This is a genomic window from Pseudofrankia coriaricola, from assembly GCF_001854805.1.
Taxonomy (GTDB): Bacteria; Actinomycetota; Actinomycetes; order Frankiales; family Frankiaceae; genus Pseudofrankia.
Genome location: NZ_MBLO01000069.1, coordinates 37,897 through 61,968, shown reverse-complemented (window position 1 = coordinate 61,968; position 24,072 = coordinate 37,897). Strand labels below are relative to the sequence as shown.

The 24,072-nt window shown below is 70.8% G+C and carries 21 protein-coding genes; 11 read left to right on the top strand and 10 right to left on the bottom strand.

Annotation, left to right across the window (positions count from 1 at the left end; translation table 11 throughout):
- Position 1: 1 nt before the first annotated feature.
- Together BCD48_RS12455 and BCD48_RS12450 are read right to left on the bottom strand one after the other, a co-directional pair.
- A complete protein-coding gene (locus BCD48_RS12455; protein WP_071048521.1) occupies positions 2-376 on the bottom strand; it encodes a GatB/YqeY domain-containing protein in 375 nt (124 codons plus the stop codon).
- 134 nt (positions 377-510) lie between these two features.
- Positions 511-933, bottom strand: coding sequence for a helix-turn-helix domain-containing protein (locus BCD48_RS12450; RefSeq protein WP_071048520.1), 423 nt, complete (start codon positions 931-933; stop codon positions 511-513).
- Between the two features lie 274 nt (positions 934-1,207).
- On the opposite strand from BCD48_RS12450, the gene BCD48_RS12445 reads away from it, so the two are divergent.
- Both BCD48_RS12445 and BCD48_RS54835 read left to right on the top strand, forming a co-directional pair.
- Positions 1,208-1,978, top strand: coding sequence for an SDR family NAD(P)-dependent oxidoreductase (locus BCD48_RS12445; protein ID WP_071048519.1), 771 nt, complete (start codon positions 1,208-1,210; stop codon positions 1,976-1,978).
- A gap of 234 nt (positions 1,979-2,212) precedes the next feature.
- A complete protein-coding gene (locus BCD48_RS54835; protein ID WP_274536514.1) occupies positions 2,213-2,344 on the top strand; it encodes a hypothetical protein in 132 nt (43 codons plus the stop codon).
- 432 nt (positions 2,345-2,776) lie between these two features.
- On the opposite strand, the gene BCD48_RS12440 is transcribed toward BCD48_RS54835, so the two are convergent.
- On the bottom strand, positions 2,777-3,076 hold the full coding sequence (locus BCD48_RS12440; protein ID WP_349308012.1) for a replication initiator: 300 nt from the start codon (positions 3,074-3,076) through the stop codon (positions 2,777-2,779).
- A 297-nt stretch (positions 3,077-3,373) separates the two neighbouring features.
- Here BCD48_RS12440 and BCD48_RS12435 point away from each other — a divergent pair, with 297 nt between their 5' ends.
- On the top strand, positions 3,374-3,610 hold the full coding sequence (locus BCD48_RS12435) for a hypothetical protein (RefSeq protein WP_241841675.1): 237 nt from the start codon (positions 3,374-3,376) through the stop codon (positions 3,608-3,610).
- Positions 3,611-4,055: 445 nt separating this feature from the next.
- A complete protein-coding gene (locus tag BCD48_RS50615; RefSeq protein ID WP_131803948.1) occupies positions 4,056-4,598 on the top strand; it encodes a hypothetical protein in 543 nt (180 codons plus the stop codon).
- 461 nt (positions 4,599-5,059) lie between these two features.
- Here BCD48_RS50615 and BCD48_RS12430 read toward each other — a convergent pair whose 3' ends face one another.
- The gene (locus tag BCD48_RS12430) at positions 5,060-5,980 is read right to left on the bottom strand and encodes a HEAT repeat domain-containing protein (RefSeq protein WP_071048517.1); all 921 of its coding nucleotides are present in this window, start codon (positions 5,978-5,980) and stop codon (positions 5,060-5,062) included.
- 329 nt (positions 5,981-6,309) lie between these two features.
- On the opposite strand from BCD48_RS12430, the gene BCD48_RS12425 reads away from it, so the two are divergent.
- On the top strand, positions 6,310-6,720 hold the full coding sequence (locus BCD48_RS12425) for a bleomycin resistance protein (RefSeq protein WP_198543217.1): 411 nt from the start codon (positions 6,310-6,312) through the stop codon (positions 6,718-6,720).
- Between the two features lie 358 nt (positions 6,721-7,078).
- A complete protein-coding gene (locus BCD48_RS12420; RefSeq protein ID WP_071048515.1) occupies positions 7,079-7,645 on the top strand; it encodes an HAD domain-containing protein in 567 nt (188 codons plus the stop codon).
- Positions 7,646-7,804: 159 nt separating this feature from the next.
- Here BCD48_RS12420 and BCD48_RS46065 read toward each other — a convergent pair whose 3' ends face one another.
- The 4 genes from BCD48_RS46065 to BCD48_RS12405 form a co-directional block, all read right to left on the bottom strand.
- On the bottom strand, positions 7,805-8,299 hold the full coding sequence (locus tag BCD48_RS46065) for a DUF1877 family protein (RefSeq protein WP_083418536.1): 495 nt from the start codon (positions 8,297-8,299) through the stop codon (positions 7,805-7,807).
- 37 nt (positions 8,300-8,336) lie between these two features.
- Entirely contained in the window at positions 8,337-8,834 is a 498-nt protein-coding gene (locus tag BCD48_RS12415; protein WP_131803946.1) for a hypothetical protein, read from the bottom strand.
- A gap of 461 nt (positions 8,835-9,295) precedes the next feature.
- Positions 9,296-9,973, bottom strand: a complete 678-nt coding sequence (locus BCD48_RS12410) for a hypothetical protein (RefSeq protein WP_071048513.1) — start codon at positions 9,971-9,973, stop codon at positions 9,296-9,298.
- Positions 9,974-11,739: 1,766 nt separating this feature from the next.
- On the bottom strand, positions 11,740-12,159 hold the full coding sequence (locus BCD48_RS12405) for a hypothetical protein (protein ID WP_071048512.1): 420 nt from the start codon (positions 12,157-12,159) through the stop codon (positions 11,740-11,742).
- A 344-nt stretch (positions 12,160-12,503) separates the two neighbouring features.
- On the opposite strand from BCD48_RS12405, the gene BCD48_RS12400 reads away from it, so the two are divergent.
- Both BCD48_RS12400 and BCD48_RS12395 read left to right on the top strand, forming a co-directional pair.
- Positions 12,504-13,757: an IS256 family transposase gene (locus tag BCD48_RS12400; protein WP_116271496.1), complete on the top strand. Its 1,254-nt coding sequence runs from the start codon at positions 12,504-12,506 to the stop codon at positions 13,755-13,757.
- A complete protein-coding gene (locus tag BCD48_RS12395) occupies positions 13,754-14,335 on the top strand; it encodes a shikimate kinase (protein ID WP_131803943.1) in 582 nt (193 codons plus the stop codon). Before BCD48_RS12400 ends, BCD48_RS12395 begins: the two co-directional genes overlap by 4 nt.
- 511 nt (positions 14,336-14,846) lie before the next feature.
- Here BCD48_RS12395 and BCD48_RS12390 read toward each other — a convergent pair.
- Both BCD48_RS12390 and BCD48_RS12385 read right to left on the bottom strand, forming a co-directional pair.
- On the bottom strand, positions 14,847-15,326 hold the full coding sequence (locus BCD48_RS12390; RefSeq protein ID WP_206745008.1) for an SRPBCC family protein: 480 nt from the start codon (positions 15,324-15,326) through the stop codon (positions 14,847-14,849).
- A gap of 157 nt (positions 15,327-15,483) precedes the next feature.
- On the bottom strand, positions 15,484-16,356 hold the full coding sequence (locus tag BCD48_RS12385) for an NAD-dependent epimerase/dehydratase family protein (protein ID WP_071048509.1): 873 nt from the start codon (positions 16,354-16,356) through the stop codon (positions 15,484-15,486).
- Positions 16,357-16,769: 413 nt separating this feature from the next.
- On the opposite strand from BCD48_RS12385, the gene BCD48_RS51200 reads away from it, so the two are divergent.
- Genes BCD48_RS51200 through BCD48_RS54830 form a run of 3 tightly spaced genes read left to right on the top strand, consistent with a single transcriptional unit; the run spans position 16,770 to position 24,051 of the window.
- Positions 16,770-16,934: a hypothetical protein gene (locus BCD48_RS51200; protein ID WP_157910482.1), complete on the top strand. Its 165-nt coding sequence runs from the start codon at positions 16,770-16,772 to the stop codon at positions 16,932-16,934.
- Positions 16,931-18,736: a hypothetical protein gene (locus tag BCD48_RS12380; protein ID WP_071048508.1), complete on the top strand. Its 1,806-nt coding sequence runs from the start codon at positions 16,931-16,933 to the stop codon at positions 18,734-18,736. Before BCD48_RS51200 ends, BCD48_RS12380 begins: the two co-directional genes overlap by 4 nt.
- Complete coding sequence (locus BCD48_RS54830) at positions 18,733-24,051, top strand: FtsK/SpoIIIE domain-containing protein (protein ID WP_083418529.1); 5,319 nt, start codon at positions 18,733-18,735, stop codon at positions 24,049-24,051. Before BCD48_RS12380 ends, BCD48_RS54830 begins: the two co-directional genes overlap by 4 nt.
- Positions 24,052-24,072: the final 21 nt, after the last annotated feature.

The following is a 24,072-nucleotide window of genomic DNA, read 5'->3' as shown; positions in this document are numbered from 1 at the left end:
GCTATTCCCGCACGTACTTCATGAGCGTTTTTGCCTCCCGGCGGAGCCGGTCGGCCGCATCCGTTTGTCCGTGTGCCTCGTAACGCTCGGCCTCGGTGATACGTTCGCCGACCTGCGCGCGCAGAATGGCGATCACGATGCCCGCGGTCAGGTCACGACGTTCCGCTTCGGTCGCGCCGACTCCCGCCCGCGCGCCCGCGACGTGCTCACCGGCCCACGGCTGGCCGTGACCGGGCGCGTCCACCGCCTCCGCGTTGTCGATGGCGGCGATGGCCGTGCGAAGCGCGGTGACGGCATCGCGATTCCGTGCCTTCATCGCGGTGACGAGATCTTCACGGAGCGCTGCTCTCATCAGCCGTCCATCGTGCGCGGGCATATCTCTCCCTCTCGAGGTACCGAATTCTCTGGAGAAGACACGTCCACAGGTGGCCAGCCCAGTGAACGCCTACTCGCGATGCGTGCGAGTGGACAACGAAAACCGACCGACGTCGCCGGCCTTGTAGGTGGCGCTCATGACTCGAGTACCGCCTTGACGTACTCGAGCAGCCGCACGGTGTCGTCGATGTCAGCCAGAACGACGATCTTCATGCGAGCCCGCTCCTCGTCGTAGACCGTTTCGATCCGTACGGGCGCGTCTCCCCGATGCACCGCGACGCCCGTGAGCAGGGTGCTCACCCGGCTCGCCGTGTCGACGCTGATCGCCTCGACCTCGACGATGCTCGACACCTCGACGTGCCGCTGGCGCGCGGCCGTCTCCGGGGTGGGTGTCGACACCGAACGGCCGGTGAAGACCTCGAGGTCCTCGTGCGCGATCCGGTACTGCTTGCCGATCCGCACCGCCTTCAGCCGTCCGTCACGCACGTAGCCGCGCACGGTCCGCACATGGAGGCCCAGCAGGTCGGCGACCCGATCCACCGAGTAGAGACGTTCCACAAACGCACCTTAACATGACCTCGTCGAGGGTTGTTTGAGTAACGATAGGGAATGATCGCGGCATCTGGATCGACCGCCTCTCCGGCGATGCGGTGGCGCGCCGTCCCGCGGCCGGCGGCGTCGAGCCCATGAGCGCGGGCTGGCGCTCCGAGCCAGACCGTCCCCGATCGGGACATGGTCTTCAGCCCTGTCCGCACGCCTAGGCGGGATTGTGCGATCACCACCTAATCAATATCTCGACTGAGTTCAAATATGCTGGCTTGCGGAGGCGGTCGTGGTTGATCGGGTCACCCAGTTCGAGGGACGCGTCGCGCTCATCACCGGCGGCGCGCGCGGCCTCGGTCGCGCGTTCGGTCGGGCGCTCGCCGAGCTCGGCGCGCACGCGGTCCTGACCGATGTCGATAAAGCCGAGGTCGACAAGGCCGCTCGCGAGATCACCGAGGCGGGTGGCCAGGCGGCATCCGCCCACCGCCTCGACGTCGCGGACGACGCGGCCTGGGACGCGGTGCTCACCGACGTCGCCGCCCTGCACGGCGGTGGCGTCGACATCCTCATCAACAACGCCGGCCTGCACTCGCTCGAGTACGGCGTCAACTGGGCGCAGCTCCCTGTATCCAAGCTGCGTCGCCTCTTCGACGTGAACGTGATGGGCGTGATGATCGGGACCCTCGCCGCGCGACCGCACCTGCAGGGCCGGCTAGGCGCCAACATCCTCAACATCTCCTCGTCGGCCGCGTTCAACGGCATGGGCGCCTACAGGGCGACGAAGGCTGCCGTACGCGCGCTCACGCTCGCCTGGGCGCGCGAGCTCGGGCCCAGCGGAATCCGCGTGAACGCGCTGGCACCGGGCCTGCACGTCACCGACACGATCCGGAACGAGTTCACCCCGCAGATGATCGAGGGCCACCGGCACCACCAGTTCCTCGACCTCGAAGGCACCGAGCAGGACATCGTCGACGCGATGCTCTACCTCTGCTCCGACAAGGCCCGCTTCGTCACCGGCGAGACGATGCGCGTTACCGCCGGCTACGCGAGCTCCCTCTGACCCTGCTGACGCCTGCGCGATCGCCTTACCCGGCCGCGTCCCGCTGCCCCTGATGCCGAAAGACGGCCGCAGGATCGATGCCGCCATCGTCTTCGACCCGGTGCTCCCCGACGAACAGCGCCTGGGCATCCGACCGGACTACGCACGTCCGCAGCCGGGACAGTCACCAGCGGAATAAAGGGAAAACCTGGTGACGATGAGCGGCTGCTCCAGCTTGCGCAGGAGTGGCCGGACATGACGCTGGCGCAGCGGCGACGCCTGTTGGCCCGGGTGATGGAACGCATCGACGTCATGGCGGATCATCACCTACCGGCAGAGGACCGGATGTGCGTCAGGCCGCATCCGCAGCTTGGACCGGCCGACTGACCCCGTCGATGATCGCTACCACGTCCCGGGCCACCTCATCCGTCAGCGGACCCGCCGCAACCGCAGCCCGACGACCTGCCAGCCAGCCCGCCAGATAGTCCGCCCGTGCCGAGGCAGGCACCCAGTCCGGAACCGTCACCTGCGCGCCGTCCGGTTCCGCGGAACCGAGCCCCGCCGCCGCTACTCTGTCCGCACCGCATTGACGGGCCGTTTCGGATCTGGGCGGGAGGCGGTCCCACCCGCCCACCCCCACCGGTCGCGCGCAGTCTTCCGCGACCGCCGCAGCAGGGACAGACAACGAGCCGGAACCTGCGGTACTCGTCCTCTCGGCGGCCATAAGCCCCGCCAGGTTCGCTGCGCCGGTCGTCTCTTCGTGGTCGTCGAAGGGCAGCACGATCTGTCCAGCCAACGGCCCCGACCCGCGCCGCCGACTCACGGCCCCGCCCCGGGCGCATCCTCCGCCCCAGCAGGATCACGGCCCCGTCCGACGTAGCGCCACTGCCCGACAATGAGCGTGCGCTCGTCCCCGTCGGGACGGCCGAACTCATCGAGCACCAACGGCCCGCCATCGCCGTCCAGGCCCAGCGGACGGCCCGACAGCGCGGCGGCCAACAGCCGCGCCCACCGGCGCCGGACCAAGCGCACCGCGCCGAACGTCGTGGAATACTGCCGCGACTTCGACAACCAGTGCCCGCAGTAAAACGGCGAGCCATATAGCGAATGGTGGCTCAGGTCACAGCACAGCTGGCCGCTGGACCACGCTGACGCCGACGCCCGCGCCCACCAGACAGTGGTGAGTGCGCTTGATCGCCAGATCTGTATGGCAATCCGAACTAACGAAGGCTCGTAGTTCGGATTCGGCTACAGATCTGGCGATCTTCAGCGGTGGCGGGTGGGCAGACAGTGCCCGACACAGCGCCGGCAGCGCAGGGGGCTGCCTACCTGCCCACCTGGCCAGCCGGCGGCCCTCTGTTCGCGGGCACTGCCATTGGCTAGTCGCCGCACCTGACCACGAAGACCGACAGCCGGGTGGGTGACTGGGCCCAGGCTGCCAACGTCGAGATCGCCTACACCCCGACCTACTCGTCCTGGCTCAACCGGATCGAGGCCCAGTTCACCGCGTTGCGCTATTTCCCGTTGGACGGCACCGACCACCGCAACCACCGCGCCCAGGCATCCATGATCCGCCGCTACATCATCTGGCGGAACCAGCACGCCCAAGATCAGCGGTTACGCCGGATCGTCGACCGGGCCAACGTTGCCTGAAGCGGCACCAGCCGCGCACCACCCCTTCGCGCCGCTGGCCGTCGAGGCGATCAGCCGGCTGCGCGCCCTGCCCACCCCCGGATAACCGGAGCGACCTCCCTGCCCCACCGACCTGGAAGAACTCCCGGACGTGGACCGAGCGCCCACCCCGCGCGACAGCGGGACACTCGGCCACGGACCAACCCGGCCGAACACCACAACTCAACATCGACGAGGCTCGGAGGACAGCCCACGATCGCCCAAGCCCAGGCCGCGAAAGCTCGAGGCTAGTGGTTGTCACAACGCCCCAGCTCAGAGACAGGCACGCCATGGGCATCGCCCATGGGCGCTCGTGGGCCGTTTTCCATGGGATATAACTGCCTATACAGAAGAAGCCCTTCAGTCTGGGGAAAGAATCGGACCTGGGTCTTCCGGTCGGGGGGTAACGTTGATCGGGCTGTCGGACGTGGCGCCGCTCGACGAGTCCGACCCTAGCGTTCTGGGCCCCTACGCCGTGCTCGGTCGTCTTGGTGATGGCGGCATGGGCAGCATCTATCTCGCCCGCCGTGGCGGTCATGCGGGCGATGCACTGCTAACGGTTGAAGAACTGATAGGGCTCCTTGAACGGCACCAACGCACCCCTCTGACCTTGCTTGATCTGAAGGGTCTATTTGAGCATCCCGGTAATAGCCTGGCCGAGATAGATGAACTCTACGACGCCGCCGAGAATTCCGTCGCACTCATCGCGAAGATCGTAGCACTTCTCTATCGGGAGGCAAACGACGAAGATCCTATCGGCGAAGGCTGCATGAGCCTTGAAAATCTGCACTATGCCATCCGGAAGGAGCTTTCCCCTCGCCGATCGCAAATGATTGTGAACGAGGCTCTGACGTTTCTTGCAAGCAGTCTCGTGAAGGCCGTGGCCGCGAACGGCGAGAAATGCAAGCTTGTGGACTCCCCTTCAAATATACGGCGCCGGCTTTTGCGGCCTCGGCTTCGGCCTCGATAAAATCGACGTCGAGGGTTCTGACGCATGACGGCCCGCTGCGGTTGTCGCGCTTGTCGACGCTCCGCGACTGGCGGCCAGCAGCGGGTCGTGCGGCAACCGGACACCGCCGGTTGTACAGCCATTCGTACAGCCCAGCCCCCGGACACCGGTGGACGAGCGTGGACGCCGATGGACACGGGCAGGGCTGTGACCAGGCTCGGCGGACGACTGTGGACGTCCATGGACTACGCGGGACGATCTCGTAGTCGGGCGGTTGGCGGGCCGGGCCGTGTAGCACTCCGTGAAGCAAGGACTCACGACGGTGGCGAACGGTATGGCGGAGCGCCGGACCAGGAGTGGGTCGGCGGTCGGGCCTCCACCCGTGCGTGCCCGCAGCAACGGTCGTTATTTGGATCCAAGTGTTCGACCGTCGGCGCTGCGAGACAATCAAGCCGTTTGCTCGCGGGGTGAGGTGCCCGCCGTTACATGCTGTCCTGCATCATCCGATGGAGGCGGGCGAGGACCGGGCGGCGCATACCAGCGGCGGCTTGGGATGAGGGTGGGCTGATCGGTTCCGGAGTCTCCGGGGCGACCTGCGGGAGATTCTTGCGGATCCAGGCGATTTCTGCTTCGTCGCGTCGGTGCCAGTGGTCGACGATGAGGGTGCGGGCGTGGGTGAGCGCGTCGGGGCGGGTCTGGGCGTGCTGGCCGAGGTAGTTCAGCGCGAGTTCGACGGTCAGGGTTTCCGGTCGGGACCGGCGCGCTGCGTCGATGGACAGCCGTTTCAAGACCGCGTCGACGGCGTCCGGGCCGCCGATGGTGACGAGCGCCGTCAGGGCCGCGTCCCGGGTTGGTATGTCGGAGCGGTCGATTGCCGCGGCGAGTTTCCCGGTGCAGGTGCCGTCGCCGCGGACCGCGAGGGTCCCGAGCGTGCCCAGGCGGACGTGCTGGTTGGGGTGGTTGGCGTAGCTGGCGACCGTGGCGACGTCGAGCGGCCCGTTGCCGGATGCGAGTTGGCCGAGCGAGATGGCCAGTAGATAGCCGCGGAGCCGGCCCAGCGTCGCGAGCAGCGCACGTTCCCCGGAAGGGCCGGCGAGCACGAGCAGGTGCGCGGCTTCCTGGCACACGTCCGTGTGTGGGACCGCGACCAGCCTCGTCAGCATGTCGAGCGGGCAGTCCCGGCAGCCCACCTCGATCATCGTCTTCAGTAGGATGACCCGCCGGGTGTCGGACTCCTCCACTGCCAGCCATCGGTACAGCAGCCGGCAGGCCCACGGTGCACCCCTCCGCGCATGCAGCCCGACCTGGCCCACCAGCCCAGCGAACTGCGGGTTCGACAGCGACCCCGAATGCTGACGTTCGAACACGTCTTCCGCCGGTGCCACGTACTCGCCGCCCGTCACCCCGCGCGGCACCTTACCTTCCACGACCGACGCGCAGCCCGCTTCAAGCCTCCGCGCGGGATCGTAGTCGTCGCATGGGACCAAATACCGGCGGACGGCGCTAACTGCGGCGCCCCTGAGGCGAGACGCAGTACATCCCCGGGCCAAACCGTGACCGCCTGGAGTGACAGCCAAGCTGACAGCCGAGCCGGCGGACGAGCGCGGAGACTGGCGGACGTCGGCGGACGGCGCCTCCCTGCTCACCGGACACGGCGAACATCCACGGACGTCCCCGGAAGATCCGGATCAAGCTACGGATCTGATTCCCGGCCTGCACCAGGTCGCGACGTGTGGCGGTTGGCGGCCGGCCGCAGCTCGGCCTCGATACGAAGGTGGCTACCCTTCGTCCCGTGGGCAGCCTGAAGCGCATAGCGCCGATCTTCCCCGTCCGCGACCTGGCCACCACCTTGGCGCACTACCAACGACTTGGCTTCACGACTCGGCGGTACGAGGGCGGCGGCTATGGCTACGCCACGCGCGACGGCGTCGAAATCCACCTCGGCGTCGTCACAGATCACCATCCGGAATTTCGCGGCAGCGCGTACCTGTTCGTCGACGACGCCGACGACCTGGCCGCCGAGTGGCGCTCCGCCGGAGTCGAGATCCATTCCCCGGAGGACACCGACTGGGGCCAACGCGAAGGCGCCGTCATCGACCCTGAAGGGAACGTCCTCCGCTTCGGCTCCCCCATCCGAACCTAGAAAGGATCGCCGCGCGGATCCCTGCCCTCCGGATGTCACCGTAGGTAGCCCGAGGCACGGGGTCGAGAAGTACGGCAGTTGTACCGCAACGGGGGTGGACGTCAGTGGACGACGGTGGACGTCGCCGAGCCCGTCACCTGCACCGATGGACACCGATGGACGCTCGTGGACGGCCCGCCGAGGTCTACGGATCGGGTGCCTCCTCAACGACTTCCTGACCGCCAACGTCACCGTCTGACCGAGCCGGCGCGCCAGGGTCGACTCCCTGGGAGCGAGAGCCTGGCTGAAGCAGATCGGAGCCCGAGCCACGGCCTACCGCTCGGGGCTTCGACGCATCGATCAGCCCTATGGTGTGAGCGTGGACAGCTCCGTAGGCGAGCCGCTGATCTTCCTTGATGTGGACGGGCCACTCATTCCCTTCGGCGCCCCGGCGGGCGCCTATCCGAACCACGGACCCGGCTGCGGATCAGCGTCATCGGAGGCGAACCCGCTGCTTGCGAGGATCAACTCCGGCCACGGGTCCCGGCTGGCAGCCCTGCCGGGTGAGCTTGTCTGGGCCACCACGTGGATGGCCGACGCCAACGACTACGTCGCGCCGCGGCTCGGACTGCCTGAACTGGCCGTCGTGACCTGGCCAGAACCCTCCGAATTCGACGCATGGGATGAACGCCACGGCCTGCACTGGAAAACCCGCGCCCTGGTCACCTGGGCTGCAGGCCGCCCGTTCGCCTGGGTCGACGATGAGATCACCTCCCCCGACCGGACGTGGGTCATGGCACACCATCGAGGACCGGCCCTGCTCCACCGAGTCGACCCCCGCCACGGCCTGACCGACGCCGACTTCAGCACCCTCCACCGATGGCTCACCTGGGTAGCGGCAGCACTCGCGCAGGCCCCGGATCTACATCATGAGAGCGGGCGCTAGGGGCCCATCGGCGGTCGCGGCACTCGAGCAAGGAGAAGTGGGCGGCTCGCCGAGGACTTCGGACCGGATGCTTCGGGGCCGCCGTGGGAGCTCGTCGGATGAGTGGCAACTTCACACCCGGTGGGCCTGAGCTGTAACGCAGGCCTTTCGCATGCCTGGTCAGTCGAGCCAGGCCAGTACCGCGTGGCCGGCCGCGGCTGCGCCTTGGAAGAAGGCCGTCAGGGGAATGAAATAGTCACGCCCCCATTCTAGGGAGTCTGCGGAGTTCGCGCTTTTTGGGTAAATGTCGGCATCGGCAATTTCTGAGGGGGTGACCGTCCGAATCAGCTGGTCATAGGTGGTCTGCTGCAGGATCTCTGCCGCTAGCCTGACCCGCTCTACTGGCAGATACCGTGGAGGTCCATAACCCCAGTCTTCATCTTCGGCGAAACATTCCTCGCCGTGGATGATATCTACGGGGAAAGATGATCGCCGCAACAAAAATGCGAGCAGATCCCATGTCTTGTAGGTACTGAAATGTAGTGCCTCAGCTGGCGTTGGCTTGCTCTCGTCCTGTGAATCGCGAATCGTTTCGGCGAGATCGAGTGCCCATTCGGGATCCTTGACGGCCTGGTCCAGCTGGCTCGGTGTGACTCGCAGGTACTCCCCGATCATGCTCACGGCGACAGGGTACGGGACGGTCGGATCGGCTCTACATGCCCCTGGCGAGTCCCAGCTTCTGTGAGGCTCCTGGACGATCGGCTGATACAGCCAAGCCCGCGGGCACCGACGGACGAGCGTCGCCGCCGGCGGACGTGGGCAGGACCGTGACCAGGTATGGCGGACGACTGCCGACGATGATCTGGAACAGCTCGGCCTTGAGGTGAAGGCCCTCGACGCCGCTGACGTCGCGTACCTGCTCCACGTCGAGGTGGGATGGCACGCGTCTGGGGGCGCGCTGACCTGTGATGTACCGCCTCCAGGTCAGGCTGTGGCCGTCGAGTATCAGAACGCCGTATTGCCAGCGGCGCGGGAGGGCGCTCGCGGTGCCGCGGAGGTAACAGGAGACCGCGACGGGCTGTGTGGCGAGCCGGCCGGCGTCCATCTCGTCGATGAGCTTGGTCACGGCGTCCGGGTCAGGTCGTCGAAACCCGCTGCGCAGCACGTCCAGGACGGTCTGCGTTCCCGGGGACCGCCGCGTACGGGGCATAGGCGCCATGATGACCGACACCCGGTGGCAACCATGATGGGACCGGGTGGCCGTTGTCCAGGTGCTCGCCCAGGTGCTGGGTTCCGGACCTGTCGCGCGCCGGTGCGGATGGACCTCCTGCGATTCGAGACGTTCTGCTGAACCAGAGGCGTGCCACGCCGAGATGGCCAGCTGGTGCATCCATCCGTACAGCCAAGCCCACGGACACCGGCCGACGGGAGCGGACGGCGGTGGACGCGGCATGGCTGTGAGCAGGACCGACGGACGAGCGTGGACATCAACGGACCGTCCGGACCGATCTTGTAATCGGGGGGCTGGTCGCGGTCCGCCCTGCCGTCAGCCGAGGGCAATTGCGTCGAGCGATGGCTCGTGCGCGGAGAGGTCGGTTCACTCCGGAGTATCCACTCGATCATCGTGTGCATTCAGCGGTAGCCGTACGGACAGGGGTCGTGCTCAGATGGTTAGGTTGCCAGGCTGTAGATGACGATGGCGGCGACGACGGCGGCCAGGAAGAGGACCCAGACGACGAGAAGGTTTCGGGTCAGGTCCACGAAGTGCTGGTCGGCCGCCTTTCGGTCCTGGCGGATGGCGACGTCGTTTCTGGGGTGAGCACGTAGCCAGGTCCGCCAGTCGGAGACGGCCTCGACGCCGCTGGCTGCCAACTGGTGGAGAGCGTCTGGGCTCGTGACGCATAGCAGCGCACCGTCGATCGTTACCCCATTCTCGGCTCGTGACGAGATGTAACCGAACGGTAGCGACACCCGGGTGTACTCGAGCTTGCGCAGTGGCGGGACCCGTGCCGGCGTGGCGAAGACGAGCATCAGGTTCGGCGGCCTGATGCCCGGGATGTCGCGAAGCAGCGTTGTGAAGCGAGTGAACAGGTAGGGGATAGACAGCCCGTCCTCGGTGATTCCCTGATCCGCGATGATCGAGGGCTTCTCGGAGGACAGGTATACCGGCGTGACCGCCACCTGGTCGAGCGGGACCTCGATGGCCTTGCGGCCGAAGTAGATCGGGAGGATCAGGCGGAGGCGATCCGCGTAGAGGTCGATCCGGGGAGCGCGGCCCCACAGGTACTGGAGCGGGATCGTCCGGGTTGGCCGGCGACGCTTGTCTGAGCCCTCGGGGCGGTTCGTCACGTCCTGCGAGGTTAGACGCAGCGGCGTTTCGGTGCCGCTGAAGCTTGGACGGATCGCCGACGGATGATCGAACGAGCCGACCTCCGCCGCCCACTGGCGTTCAGCCCGATGTAGCAACGACTGCGGACGTTGTGGACGGTGGGGGAGCGTCGGGTCGGTGGGATGGCCCGGCCTCTCCGACCACGCCAAGGGCGCAGCGGCAGCCACGGTGGCAGCTAAGCCCGCGGACGACAGTGGACGACTACGAACGTCTAAGGACGCCGCCGAGCGCGTGACCTGCAGCGAGGGACGTCCACGGACGTCGGCGGACGAGCCCTGGATGATCTCATGATCCCCGGGTCGCCCGACCGGCCGGCGGGAGGTGCATGTGTAGCCACCGTGTCGCTGAGCCGGCGGACTGGGGCGGATGGCGCGGGACTCCGCCGGAACCGGTGGCCGCGTCGGACGACGGTCACGGACGAGCCCGGACATCGACGGACAGGCGAGAGTGACTTTGCAAGGCAGCATCGTCCGCAACTCCACGAACCTTCCGCGTCTGTGGGACGCTCGCGTTATGAGAGGCCGCGGACGCCGTACCCACAATCGTGCGAGTTTCACGGAACCTCCCGCGGGTCGGCATCGCGAGCAACGAGGGCGTCGGACGCCTGTCGGATGGCTTAGAGATGACCTAAAGAAGGCGATAGGGCCTCGTACAATGCTGCGGCTTCTTCGGGCTCACCCGGCACTCATTCTTCGCTGGGTGCTCTACCTCGTCGTAGCCTACGGAGCTGTCGCTCTATTTCTCTGGCCCTTCGGAGAGCTGAGGCTTCTAGAACGCTATTTCGTGCTGCCGAGCATTTTCGTGAGTTCGGCGATTGGGCAACAACTGCATCGCCTAAAGGTCCAGGAAACAAAGGCGGATGTGCGATCCGATGAAAGCACTTCCCCAGTAGGGGACCAACCGCGTCCAACAGGCCGGCACGGCGACTAGGAAGAGCTCACGGACCGCCGTGGTCAGTACGGTGCCGGCAGCCAGGCCGGCGAACGACGGCGGACGAAGGTGGACGTCCGTGGACGCCGCCAGCCGCGCGACCTGGACCAGCCGACGGCCACGGACATACGCGGACGGACCACGAATGATCTCATGATCTCCGTGTCGGCCGGGCGTCCGGGACGGTCGCCGATCGTGCCGAGCGTGAGGGAACGACGTTGGCCAGGGCGGGTGCCAGTGCACCCAACGGTGTACCCGAGCCGGCGGACGGCGCCGGACGGTGGTGGACGCCGTCGGTATCGATCAGCTGAGCGAGCGGGCGGCACGGGCCGGTGTGAACGTCGGTGGACCGGTTGCCCTCTCCTCTCAGGGTCCGTCCGTCCCGCCGGAGCGGTTGCTACTTGGACGTCGGTCTTGGGACGCCGTGTCGGCCGGGTAGGCGCGTCGGTCTGCGACGGCACTCCCGAGCCGTCATGGGCGCCGAGGTCGTCAGTGTCGATCTCCGCGTCGTGGTTCCGCCTGGCAGCGCGGGCGAAGATCGTCGAGCGAAGATCGCTGTCGTAGAAAGTCCTTTCAGGTTTTTAAATCCTTTCAGGTTCAAGGGCGGCCTTCGGCCGCCGCGTCGGTCCGCCACGCGCGCCACGCACGGGCGGGGCCCCGTCAGTCCCGCTGCGCCCCGGGGCCCCGGCGCGTCGGGACTGCCACCCCACCCGCGCGCGTCGGGGCGTCGGCCCGACGCTCGACCTGGAGTGTGGACGTCGGCGACCTGAGTGGTCCGACCGTGCACCTTTGGGGGTCAGAGCGAAGGGGTTGCGGTGAACCGATTGTGGCTCACGCGGGAGATGGGGTAGACAAGGCCGTCGCGCTTCCTGGGGGTGTCGACCGCGACGTAGCCCAGAACGGTCCCGTCAGCGCTTGCTACCCGCCACGACGTCATGGCGTCGCCGCTGGCCGCGCATGCGGCGTCGACCCCGACTCGCTCGCCTGGCGCCAGCGGCATCGACCCTTGATCGGATCTGCAATAGCCGCCCTGGCAGTCGTCGACGACGACCAACCGCGGGGTGTCGTTGGCGAGAAACACCGCGCTGTAGTTGCCTGGGTCCGTCGGATCGACCGCGCCGCAGCCAGCTCGATCCATCCTTACCTGGGCCGCGATCAGGAACCCGACAAACACAACCACTCCGAGGATGAGCGCTCCCGCTACCAGGCCCCGCACTGTCGCTCGTGGGCGGTGACCGGAACGCCGCCGCCCAGGTCGATGATGTGCCGACTGCACCCACCGCCGCGTCATCCGCCCATCCTGCCGGTACCACCTCAGACAGTCACGGTCCCTACCGAACAAGGCGCACGACATAAGGAGTAGTGCCTACTACGCACCGGGGCGCTGCCCCGGACCCCGGCCAGCCACCAGAGGAGGGGAGGGCAGCGGGAGTCCGCGAGACATGCTCAAGACCTGTGGATCGAGCTCGGGAAGCGTGCGAAGGGCGTACCTTCCCGAGTGATCGACTGATGGTCATCGAGTAGGCCGGTGTTCGCAGCACCGGTCGGGAAGGCACGTCCGTGCTCAGCGTAGTCAACGACGACGGCACCATGCCGAACAGCTCCCTGATAGACGAGATCGTTCGGGAGGGCGCCCGGCGGATGCTCGCGGCGGCCCTGGAAGCCGAAGTCAACGCCTACATAGCCGAGTTGGCCGACCAGCAAGACGGCAAAGGTCGGCGGCTGGTGGTGCGCAACGGCTACCACCAGCCCCGGAAGGTCACTACCGCGGCCGGGGCGGTCGAGGTGAAGGCGCCGCGGGTGAACGACAAGCGGGTCGACGAGACCACGGGCGAGCGCAAGCGATTCTCCTCGGCGATCCTGCCGCCGTGGTGCCGCAAGTCCCCGAAGGTCAGCGAGGTGCTGCCGCTGCTCTACCTGCACGGGCTGTCCTCCGGGGACTTCGTCCCGGCGCTGGAGCAGTTCCTCGGCTCGGCGGCCGGGCTCTCACCGGCCACGGTCACCCGGCTCACCCAGCAGTGGCAGGCCGATCACGTCGCGTTCATGAACCGTGACCTTTCCCAGGCCGACTACGTGTACGTGTGGGCCGACGGCATCCACCTCAACATCCGTCTGGAGGAGGCCAAAGGCTGCGTTCTGGTCCTCGTCGGGGTCCGCACCGACGGCTCCAAAGAACTGGTCGCCCTCGCCGACGGCTACCGCGAATCCGCCGAATCCTGGGCCGACATGATGCGCGACTGCGCCCGCCGGGGCATGCGTGCCCCCGTCCTCGCGGTTGGTGACGGCGCGCTCGGTTTCTGGAAGGCTCTGGCCGACGTGTTCCTCACCACCCGCGAGCAGAGGTGCTGGGTTCACAAAACGGCCAACGTCCTCGACTCCCTGCCGAAGTCCGCGCAGCCCGGAGCGAAGAAAGCGATCCAGGACATCTACAACGCCGAGGACCGCGACCGCTCCGAGGCGGCGATCAAGACGTTCGCCCAGCTCTACGGCGTGAAGTTCCCCAAAGCCGTCAAGAAGATCACCGCCGACCAGGACCAGCTGCTGGCGTTCTACGACTTCCCCGCCGAGCACTGGATCCACCTGCGCACCACGAACCCCATAGAGTCCACCTTCTCCACCGTGAGGCTGCGGACCAAGGTCACCCGCGGGGCCGGCTCCCGCACCGCCGCCCTGGCCATGGTCTTCAAGCTGGTGGAGTCCGCCCAGCAGCGGTGGCGGGCCGTGAACGCGCCCCACCTCGTCGCCCTCGTCCGCGCCGGAGCGCGCTTCGAACGGGGTCGCCTCGTAGAACGCGATGAGGTGATCGCCGCGTGAGCCGACCGGCGGCCACTGAGGCACCCTGGATGGTTCTGGTCGGTCCGGCCGGCGCTGGGAAAACCACCCTCGGCCGAGAGCTTGCAGCGAGGACGCACAAACCGTTCGTCGATCTGGACGCCACCGCGGACGGGTACTACGCGGAGGTGGGATGGAGCATCGCCAAACTCCGCGAGCGCATCGCCGCGGTCGGACGCCTTGCGGCCGAAGTGGAATGGGAACCGGCCCGAGCACATGCCGTGGCCCGTGCTGCCGCAGATCATCCCGACGCCGTCATTGCACTGGGCGCAGGCCACACTAGCTACACCGATCACCGGCACCTGGTCACGGTCCGCACCGCACTGAGCCGTTGCCGAGATGTGGTCCGTCTCCTTCCCTCCCCTGAGCGCAAGGGCTCACTGACCGTGCTACGGCGACGCTGCACAGCGAGCAAAGGCCGATCCTGGATCGTCGACGGGCACGACTTCCTCGCCCACTGGCTCGACGACCGCGGCACCGAGCTGGTCGCGACACGGACGATCTACACCCGCAACGAGACTCCCGCCCAGACCGCCGCACGGCTGCTCCGAAGTAACTGATTGGCAAACGACGAGCACGCCAGATCCACAGGTATTGACGATGGCTCCTCACAGGGAGGGTCGGAGGTTGCGACGGGCGGTCGTGCTTGTCGCTGGTCGATGGGGAGGGGAACTCCCGGCATTGGTTGGCAACCAGTCAGGAGACCGCCGGACGTCACCGCGGTCGCCATAATCAGAAAACCGATGGCCTGATGGCGTCGACGGTGCTCGCCCGACGGGGCACCACCTGTCACGGTGACGGAGTCATGGCGGTCGTCGAATGTTCGCGATGTTTGACGTGTCTCCGAAGGGAAATCTGACAGGGACTACTCAGGTGTAACCGGCGCAGCGGAGCGTAGTGGTAACCGCAGGCTGTGGAAAACATCCGCTATCCGCGCGTGTTCCCCGCAGGTCCGCCCAACTGGTGAAATCTTGAGGTGTCGCGCCATGGTCACCATGCCGGTTTCCGGCCGCGGCGGCGACTCGGGCGGTTCAGGGGTTGGGATAGGGATATCGCCGCGGCCGCAGCGGCTCAGACCGTCGGTGCGGCAAGCTCGGCCAGGTGGTGCAGCGAGTTGGTGAGATGTTCGGGGCCGAACGGCGGGAATTGGAGGTACTCCCGGATGAACCGCGGCACCGCTGACCAGTCGTAGGTGAGCGTGACCTCGGTCTCGGACGGGCCGAGTGACGCCAGGTCGTAACGCCAGATCCAGCCGCCGAAGTCCAGGTGACCGTCGCCCTTCTCCGTCCCCGGCAGCCAGCCAATGGCGCGCGGCGGGTCGAGCACCTGGACCTTGTTGACCACCCGGTAGTCACCGTCTGGATGGTCGGCGTGATACATGCCCATCCGGAAGATCTGCCCCACCTCGGTCAGCGGCGCCTGGTCGGCGGCTTCCTGAACCCAGCCGGTGCCGTCGATCGCGGAATGGGTCGTCGGGTCCGCCAGCACCGCGAACACCCTCGCGGCGGGCACGGCGACAGTCAGGGTGGCGCTCACGTTCTCCTCGGCCATGGTGTGCACGCTCCTGTCGTCTCAGCTCGGGACTCTCGCAGGCGCGGAATGGGACGTTCCCACCATGCAGACGACGCGACGAGGCGGAACTCATCGGTCGCGTCGGCGGACCCCGCCCGACGACGAGCCGGTCGAGCGTCGTTCTGTTGGCGGCGTTCTACACCCTGTGGGGAGGACGCCAGCGGTGCCGCGGTGCCCAGCCCAGCAGGGCGCGGGCGCCGGACGCGTCGACCAGTGCCCGGAACGGGTCGGTCTCGTATTCCGGCCCGCCCCGCCACTCGACGTCGGGGAGCAGCCGTTCGGCCAAGGTGCGGGCGTGGTCGTTCGACGAGGAGATGTCCGCCGCGCACAGCAGCAGCCGGTGATGGCCGGCAAGCGGCGCGGTCAGCGCCCGTTCCACCGCGGACGCGAGATCCCGCACGTCGAGGAAGGCGCCGTACTCCCAGTACGGGGACCACTCGAAGTCGGGATGGTCGCGTCTGGCCCGCCGTATCCCGGCGTAGATCTCCTCGGTGAACACCCCTGGTGGGCGCAGGCACACCGTGCACACACCGGTCGCGGCGGTGGCCGCCGCGCACATCCGCTCCGCGAGCCACTTCGACATCCCGTACGCCCCCGCCGGGCGGGTGGGATGCCGGTCGTCGAGCGGAAGGTAGTCGGGCCTGCCTCGGCCGCCGAAGCACCCCAGCACGTCCACGCTGCTCAGGACGACCACCCGGGGGACACCCCGCCGCTCGGCGGCCCGCAGCACATTGCCGGTCCCGAGCGCGTTGGTCTCGAACACCACCGCGTCCGTTCCGGTGGTGGCGGGCCCGAACTCCGCCAGATCCGGATCGTCGACCGGCTCGTCGACGGCGGCCAGGTGGACGATCCCGTCGCAGCCCGCGGCCATCCGCTCGAGATCCGCCGCGTCGCGCACGTCATGACCGTCCGCCAGGTCGAAACCCACTGTCCGGTGCCCAGCCGCCGTCAACGCGGCCGTCACCACCGTGCCCACCAGCCCCCGGTCCCCGGTCACCAGAACCCGCACAGCGGACAGCCAACCAGTCCACGCCCACTGCGACGAGTCGTTTACGGGGGGCGCGGCGACAGCGCCCGCGAGCCGGGCAGAAACGCGGCGGGCCGGCCGTTCGCCGTCGCGGGCCGTGCCATCAGGTTCCGGTCGCCACCGCGGCGGCACCCCGGAGGCCGGTAGCGGGCGTAAAGCTCTGACGCGCGCCAACGTTCACCCAAGGGCTTTGCGACGCAGACGGACAGGCCGAGGCCGGCTCGGTATTGTCCAGATTGAGGCGCTTGGTCGTGACCTTGGCCGTCGAGCCCGCTGGGCGCGGCACCCAGGCTGCCGGCCCGCCGAGGAGCGGCCCCCTCCCGGCCGCCCCGTGACAGGGCCGGCCACCTGGACGGCCCTACTGGAACGGACATCTCCCAGGGCGGCGGACCATCGTGGACGACGGCAGGCAGGGCGGCGTCGACGACGCGAGCCTTTCCGACAGCCACGTCCCGTCACCCACCGTCCCGGCGCCGACGATCCGTCCGCTGACGACCAACCCGACGCCGCCCGGGCCGCACGCGCCGCCGATGGCGAAGGGGCCGGTGGGACGCCGGTGACGACCGTGACCGCCGGCGCGGCGCTGTTCGGCCCGGCCGGGCTGTTCACCACCCACCGGCACGCGATCCTTGTCGGCCTGACCGTCGCGGTGGCGGTCGTGCTGGCGCTGGTCGGAGCCCAGGCATTCTCCAGGGCGGTCGGCTGGAAGCGGGCCGTCGCCTGGCTCGCCCGCTCGCTGCGCGGCGCCGTCGTCGGCCTCGCTGCCGCGGCCTGGCGGCCGGCACGCTACTGGCTGCGGGTACGGTTCGCCGCGGCCGCGCTGCTCGACGCCGAGGTGCCTGCGCTGCGGGATCGTTCTTTCGCCGCGGTGGCCGGCGCGCGGACGCCTGGCCGGGCGTATCTGCTGGCCGCCGGTCCGGCGCAGGTGACTGTCGGCGCGACGCTGCGGCCCGCCCGGCCTGGTCCGGGCGCAGCGGCGCGAGGCCACGATGACCCGTCCTCGCGGGATGCCAGGCGTGGCCTGGGCTCGCCCTGGCGCCCGGCCGGCCCCGGTCGATGGACGGCCGGCCGCGCAGAGCTGCTGGCTACTGGCCGCGGCGTGCCGGACGAGCCCGCGCCGGGCGTCCTGGTCGCCGTCGGCGTGTCCGGGCGGGGCAGGCAGCGGGCGCTCGTCCTGCTCGACCTCGCCGCGCTTCCCGCTGTCGGTGCCATCGAGGGTCCGCCCGAGGCCGGCCGGCGCCTCGCCGCGATGATCGCCGCGCAGCTCGCCGCCGGCCTGCCGGCCACCGGCCGCCCGGCGCGGCTGGTCGTCACCGATGACGTGCTGCCCGGCTACGGCGGTCCGACGCTCGCCGTGGCGCTCGGCGAGCTCCCGAGCACATCGACCGGTGCCGGCCCGCGGCCGGAGACGGACACTCCCAGCCGTTCCTCGCTCATCGTGCTGGTCTGCGCCCGGCCCGACGACGCCGAGGCCGGCCTGCTCGCCGCCGCGGCCCGGCGGGACCCGGCGGTGCGGGTGCTGGTCGCCGGCGCCTGGTCCGGCGCCGGCTTCCGGCTGGTGCTTGACGACGTGGGGGGGCTGACCGCACCGGAGTTCGGCATCACCGTGGACTCGGCGCCGCTCGAGCGCGCGGTCGCGCGGGTGCTACGCCCCGCGGCCGTGCGCCGGCGAGCGATGACCACGGCCGCGCCGGCGCGGAAGACCACGACGGAACCAGGCCCCGCGCCCCTTGGCCAGGTCCCTCCGGGCTCCTGGACGCCGCCCGCGGGGGAGCAGGCCCCCGCCGCGCCCCTGCACGCGCCGTCGCCGCCCGCCTGGGCCGGGCCGGTTCCCGCGCCTTCGGTTCCACACTCCTGGCCGGCGCCGACGGGAAGCCCGGTGCCCATGCCGCCGTTGCCGATGCCTCCGTTCCCCGGGCCACCGCAGGCTCCCGCGGCGGGGCGCGCTCCGGGGGCGTGGCCGGCTCCCGTACCGGCGCCTTCCGCGCCGCCGGGCCCCTTCCACGCGCCGCCACCCATGTCACGGCCGGCCGCCGCTGCCCCGGCCGTGCCAGCGGCTCCGGCCGCGCCGCCGGTCCCGCCGGGACCGTTCCGCGCGCCGTCCCCGTCCACGTCACCGCCGCCCGTCGCTGCTCCGGCCGTGCCGGCGGCTCCGGCCGTGCCGGCGGCGACGCCGGATCCGCGCCACTACGCGCCGCCGGGCTCCGGTACGGCCAGGCCCGGACGAGACCGTGGGGTGGCCGTCCCGGTCGACGCGTCCGACTTCGCCGAACCCGACGCGACACCGGACGCCGCCGACCCGGCCATCACGACGGCGACAGCGGCGTCGGCGACGCCGCCGGTGAGGGAGGCGGCGCGATGACGACGTCGTCTGTGGGCTCGGTGCCGCTGACCGTCACCCTCCCGTCCGGCGCCGAGCTCGACGTGGCGCTGGCGGCCCGGCCGTCGAGCACCATCGCGACGGTCGCCGCCGGGCTCGCCCGGGACCTCGGCGACGATCTCGCCGCGGGCCCGCCGCCCCCGCCAGCCGACGATGCCTTTCCGGATCGCTGGTCTCTGGATGAGGCCACTTCGGACACGGCCCGTCCGGAGCCGACAGCTCAGGACCGCGCCACTCCGAGTCAGGCCGCCCCAGACCACCAGGCCGTCCCGGGCGCCACGGCGGGCCCTCGCGGGCTTGACCTCTACCTTGACGGTGCGCCACTCGATCCGCGGGCGACCCTGCGCGAGTCCGGTCTGGCCGGTGGCGCCCGGCTCGGCGTCGGCGGCCCGGCCCGGCCCGTCGGGCCCGCGCCGCCGTGGCGGGACGCCGCGCGCCCCGCTGCGGGCGGCGAGCCGCTCGCGGCCTCCGACGCGCACTGGTACGAGGTGCGCGCGGTCGGCGGTCCGTACGCCGGCCAGGTGTGGGCCGTGGGTCCGGGCGTGCATGGCATCGGCTCGGCGGCCGACTGCGCGATCCGGCTCGACGGGCTGCCCGAGCGGGGGCCGACGCTGCACGTCGGCCACACCGGCGACACCTGGGTGAGCTGGCTGGCTCCCGACGGCCCACCGGCCCCGGCCCCAACCCCGGCTTCGGCCGGTGACTCTCGCCGGCACGCCACGCGGCTCGCCCGGCCGTTCGCGCCACCGGTCCGCCGGACCGACGAGCACCACCTCGCGACGAACGTCAACCACCACGGCGACCCCCGCCGCAAGCCCGGGCGCTCGGCCGGCCGGGCCGGCTCAGCGGCCGCGCCCGACGGCGTCACCACCGCCGCGAGCGAGCACAGTCCGGGCGTCAAGACCGCCGGCCGAGCGACCGCCCGTCGGGGCGGCGCCGGTCGCCCGTCGTCCTCGTCGCCGTGGCCGGTCGGCATGGACCTCGCCGTGGGTGACACCCTGCTGCGGCTCGTCGACCCGTTCGAGCCGGACGCCGCCGTGACCCCCTCGCTCGACGTCGTGGGGCGTGACTTCAACCGGCCGCCGCGGATCGTGCCGCCGCTGCTCTACTCCCGGCAGCGCTACCCGTCGCCGCCGTCGACGCCGACGCGCCGGCCGATCCCGATGGTGATGATGCTGTCGCCACTGGTGATGGGCGTGGCGTTCGTCTGGCTCTTCGGGTCGACGTACTTCCTGATCATCATGGCGATGGCGCCTCTCATGGGCGTGGCGAACTGGTACACCGACCGGCGCGGCGGGCGCCGCCAGTTCCGCGTCGCGGCCGCCCGCTACCGCGCCCGACGGGCCGAGGTGGACCGCGAACTCGCCGCGGCCGTCGCCGCCGAGCAGCAGGCCAGGGGCCTGGCGGCGCCCGACCCGGCGACCGCGTGGCTCACGGCGACCGGGCCGGGCGGGCGGCTGTGGGAACGCCGCCGCGCCGACCCGGACCATCTGGTGCTCCGGGTCGGGACCGCCGACCAGCCGTCCCTGATCGAGGTCGATGACCCGACGGTCGACGGCTACTCCCGCGAGGTGCGCTGGACCGTCCCCGACGTCCCCGTGCTCGTTGACCTGGCGGGCCGGGGGGTCATCGGCGTCGCCGGCCCCGCCGGGACAGTGGGCGGGCTGGCCCGCTGGCTGGTCGCGCAGGCCTGCGTCCTGCACAGCCCCCGGGACGTACGCGTCGAGATTCTCGCCGACGTGCTGGGGGAGGCCCGCTGGGACTGGGTGCGCTGGCTGCCGCACGCCCGGCCGAACCCCGCCGACGGCTCGGCGGCCGGGGCGCCGTACGCGTTCGTCGGCACCGACCCGGAGACGGTGGCGCACCGCGTCTCCGAGCTCGTCGCGCTCGTCAAGGCGCGGACGAAGGCACGCGGGTCGACGATGGGCCAGGTGCTGTTCCGGGAGCCGGACGTGGTCGTCGTCCTCGACGGCGCCCGGCGGCTGCGCGACGTTCCCGGCGTGGTGCAGGTGCTCAAGGAGGGCCCGGCGGTCCGAGTGTTCGCCCTGTGCCTGGACGCGGACGAGCGGCTGCTGCCGGAGGAGTGCGCCGCGGTCGTGCGGGTGGACGGCGACGGGCTGACCGTCCGCCAGTCGGATGCCCCGGAGCTTCGCGGGGTGCGCCAGGACCTGGTCACGCCGGCCTGGTGCGACCAGGTGGGCCGGGCGATGTGCCCGCTGCGCGACGTCACCCCGGACGACTCCGGCGGCCTGCCCCCCGAGGTCCGGCTGCTGGACCTGCTCGGCCTCGCCGACGCGGGGCCGGACGAGATGGCCAGGCGGATCGCCGGCGCCTGGGGCGCCCGCCCCGCGACGACCGCGTTCCCGCTGGGAACCGGGTTCGACGGGCCCTTCGTGCTCGACCTCGTCCGCGACGGTCCGCACGCCCTGGTCGCCGGGACCACCGGCGCCGGCAAGTCCGAGCTGCTGCAGACCCTCGTCGCGTCGCTCGCGGCCCGCAACCACCCGGACGAGCTGGGCTTCGTCCTGGTCGACTACAAGGGCGGCAGCGCGTTCCACAGCTGTGTCCGGTTGCCGCACACCCTCGGGATGGTCACCGACCTGGACGCGGCGCTCGCCGTCCGCGCCCTGGAGTCCCTCGGGGCCGAGCTGCGCCGCCGCGAGGAGGTGCTGGCCGCGACCGCGGCCAAGGATCTCGCGCACTACCGGATGCTGCGCGCCAAGGACTCCTCGTTGCCGTCACTCGGCCGCCTCGTCATCGTCATCGACGAGTTCGCGACGCTCGTCAGCGAGGTGCGCGAGTTCGTTCCCGGCCTCGTCAGCCTCGCCCAGCGGGGCCGGTCGCTGGGCGTGCACCTGGTGCTCGCCACCCAGCGCCCGGGGGGCGCGGTCACCGCCGACATCCGGGCGAACACGAACCTGCGGATCGCGCTGCGGGTCACCGACACCCACGAGAGCTCCGACGTCATCGACACCCAGGACGCCGCGTTCGTGCCGGCCGCGATCCCCGGCCGGGCGCTCGTCCGGCTCGCGGCGCGGTCGTCGGTGCCGTTCCAGACGGCCTACGCGGGCGGTCGCTACGACGGGCCGATGCCCGCCCGCGTCCCGGCCGGTACCGACATCGGTGCTCAGCCTCAGCCGGCGAAGGCCGGTACCGCTGCCTGGCCACGGCCCGCGTCGACCGGCGGCGAGCAGGTGGACACGACGGCCTCGTTGCCCGCCCCGGCAGGGCCGCCGGCCCTGGCTGGGACTGCTGGGGCTCCCAGGGCGGTCGGCACGGTTGGGGCCGCTGGAGCCGCTGGGGCGGCCGGCGTGTCCGCGGCCGCTGGGACGGGCGGCGCTGGCGCGACTGCCGGGGCTGAGGGCGCCGCTGGTGGCTCCGCCCTGGTGCCCGGGAGCTGGCCGGTCGAGGCCGTGCCGCTGCGCTGGATCGGCCTGGGCCGGCCGCTGCCGTTCACGGCCGCCGAGCCGGTCGCCGCCTTGGACGAGGACGCGGCCGCGACCGACCTGGACGTCCTGGTCGACGCCATCGGCGCCGCGGCGGTGCTCGCCGGCGACGAGGAGGGCGCCGCCGCCCGGCCGAGCCCGTGGCTGCCGCCGCTGGGCACCAGGCTGCTCGTCGACGAGCTGGCCGAGCGGGTGCGCGCCCTCGGCTACACCGGGCCGGACCGCGCGACGACCGCGCGCACCGGCGCGCTGCCCGCCGTGCCCTACGCGCTCGCGGACGTCCCCGCGCGGCAGCGGCAGGCCCCGGTGATGTGCGACCTCGCCACGTTCGGGCATCTCTGCGTCATCGGCACGCCGCGCGCCGGCCGCTCGCAGGTGCTGCGCACCCTTGCGGGCGCGCTCGCCGGGGCGGTCTCCAGCGCGGACGTCCACTTCTACGGCGTCGACGCCGGGGGCGGGGCGCTCGCGGTGCTCGCGGAGCTGCCACACACCGGCGCCGTCGTGCCCGCGAGCGACCTCGAACGGCTCGCCCGGCTGCTCGACCGGCTCGCCGCCGAGGTGTCCCGCCGCCAGGCCCTGCTGGGCAAGCACTCCTGCGCCGGGCTCGCGGAGCTGCGCGGCGTGCTGCCGGCGGCCGAGCGGCCGGCGCACCTGGTGCTGTTCATCGACGGCTGGGACTCGCTGACCGCGACGCTCGGGGAGCACGACGGCGGCCGGCTCTACGAGCTGCTGCTGGCACTGCTGCGGGAGGGCACGGGCGTCGGCGTCCACGTCGTCGCGACCTCCGAGCGCGCGCTGCTCACCGGCCGGGCGGCCCCACTCGTCGACAGCAAGCTGGTCCTGCGGATGACCGAGCGCTCCGACTACTCGACGATCCACCTCCAGTCGGCCCGGGTGCCGGCGGTCGTCCCGCCGGGCCGCGGCTGGCGTGCCGAGGACCAGGCCGAGGTGCAGGTGGCCCTGCTGGCCCCCGACCCGACCGGGCAGGCGCAGGCCGACGCGCTGCGCCGGATCGGGGTCGCCGCGCGCGCCGCCGAGGCGGGCACGGCCAGGACTGGCGGGGTCCAGGCCGGGGTGGCCAGGGCTGGCGGAGCGCCGTCCGGTCGGGTGCCGTTCCCGGTCGCGGCGCTGCCCGAGACGGTGACGTTCGCCGAGGCGTTCGGGCAGGTCGCCGAGGTTGACCGGCGGCCGCTGCGCGCGCTGCTCGGCCTGGGCGGCGACGACGCCGGGCCGGTGGTCGTCGACTTCGCCGGCCGGTCGCACACCTTCCTGGTCGTCGGGCCGCCCGGCTCGGGCCGCAGCACGACGCTGGCGACACTGGGTGTGTCGCTGCTGGCCGGCGGCACCGCGCTGGTGGTCGTGACGCCGCGCGAGTCGCCGCTGCGCCGGCTCGCGGCGCACGCCGACGTCCGGTTGCTCACCGGGCCGGTCTTCAGCGGTGACGACCTCACCGCGGCGCTCGCGGAGATCGGAGCGGCGACGACCGGCGGGACCGGGGGCGGACGGCCCGTTGCCGTGCTCGTCGACGACGTCGACCTGCTCGGGTACAACAACCCGCTGGAGCCGCCGCTGCGCGCCGTCGTCGCGACCGGTCGCGACCGCCGTGTTGGGCTGGCCTATGCCGGCAGCGGTGAGACGCTCGGCCAGGCGCTCGGCGGCTGGCTCGCCGAGGCGAAGCGCTCCCGTCAGGGTGTGCTGCTCTCGCCGCAGAGCTCCGTCGACGGCGACCTGATCGGCACCCGGATCCCGCAAAGCCTGCTGCGCACCGGCATCCGCCCCGGCCGCGGCCACGTCGTCGACGCGATGGGCGCGCTACGTACCATCACCATCCCGCACACCGTCCTGCGCTGACCATCGACCAACAGCCCGGGG